2 protein-coding genes and 1 pseudogene are annotated in these 1,359 nt (G+C 41.6%); all 3 read right to left on the reverse strand.

Annotated features, from left to right (window positions below):
* Positions 1 to 5 precede the first annotated feature (5 nt).
* Complete coding sequence (locus tag A1232T_RS00075) at positions 6 to 209, reverse strand: hypothetical protein (protein ID WP_077447468.1); 204 nt, start codon at positions 207 to 209, stop codon at positions 6 to 8.
* Between the two features lie 35 nt (positions 210 to 244).
* Positions 245 to 1,045, reverse strand: a complete 801-nt coding sequence (locus A1232T_RS00080; RefSeq protein ID WP_077447469.1) for a transposase — start codon at positions 1,043 to 1,045, stop codon at positions 245 to 247.
* Between the two features lie 9 nt (positions 1,046 to 1,054).
* Positions 1,055 to 1,359: pseudogene (locus A1232T_RS14050) on the reverse strand (hypothetical protein); the annotation flags it as partial.

Raw genomic sequence — 1,359 nt, forward strand, 5'->3', positions numbered from 1 at the left:
GGTATCTACACAAGTTTTCTAGCCGCCTCAGCAAAGTATTTTAGATCATCAGGGGAGTAGTGATTAACGAGCTCGTTAAATTTAAGCCATTGGAACAAACCAGCCATTACCGCAGGGGCAGTTATGGGTTTGCTGCGTTTCATTTGCCGACCTGACAGACGTATTAAAAATAGAACAAACTCTCGCGATTGTTTATCTGATGCTTGCATAAGTCGCCACACTAACGTACAAGCTTGTGATGCAATCAATAAGCGTTTAAAAAAGCATCCCCACTTTGCTGTAACCACTGCTCTAAATGCTGACCTGCACTTTTAAGCAATTTAAAATACGACTCGATCTGCCAACGCCAGTAATACCATTGACTCACTGCACCTGCAGGCACTTCATCGCCTTGCAGGTTGGTGAGTAGATACCAGGTGGCTAATAGCTTATCTTTGTTATCATAAATCCGGCTAACAACAAGCACTAGCGAGGTGGGCTCACCCTTGATAGGCATCACTCTTTTTCCTGTATTAGGATTAACTGCCTTAGGTTTAGCAGGACGTGTTAAAACAACATTGGCACTAGCTATGTACTGATGGGCAAGTCTGCCCTTATAACTTACTTGACGTTCATATTTAAAGTCGAGTTGTTCCGCTATCTGACTAGAGCGCTGAGATTTGCCTTTATAACTAAGGTAAGAGCCTGCTTTGGATCTGATGATAAAGTGATGGTTACCTTCCTCCCACTGACGCATATGAAACGCTGAATCGGCTTCTCTATCAATAATATGAACCAAGGGCTTATCAAATCCCTGCTGGTCTAAATACTCAATACGATCCGTTAATTCATTGAGGTGGGTTTGTTTGGTAGGCGTCTTCTGATAGCTGCTATGTACGCTATTTGCTGTAATGAGGTTTTGAGCCGGTGTGGCTATTGGGCTACCATTGATGTCACTTACTAGGATACTTGATTGCAGTTCATATCCAACATCCGTTTTATGACTCATTGCATAGGTATCTGTCTTATTGCTATGAGTTAAAGCTATCCGCGACCAGTCGTGCATCACAAGTCCTTAGCGTTTGCACTCCTCCCGACATCCTTGTAAGCTATTTTCAAGTAACGGCTTATTAAGCTCTTGATAGCTAATAGTGTCATTGTGAACAAATCGCCATAAAGCTTGGGTTTGAGCTAAACTACTTTGTGTATTAATACTGGCTTTCATACCCGCTTGTACTTTACTATTTGGATGAGTGTGATTGTGTACGAGTTGTTGATATCGTTTGATGAGCCTCGTATCTAGATCCATTTTATCTATGCCATACTGGAAGATTCTATCATTCTTTTTTGCTTTTTTTAAGTTGTGTAGATACCTATGCC

This window comes from Psychrobacter pasteurii (assembly GCF_900162815.1).
Taxonomy (GTDB): domain Bacteria; phylum Pseudomonadota; class Gammaproteobacteria; order Pseudomonadales; family Moraxellaceae; genus Psychrobacter; species Psychrobacter pasteurii.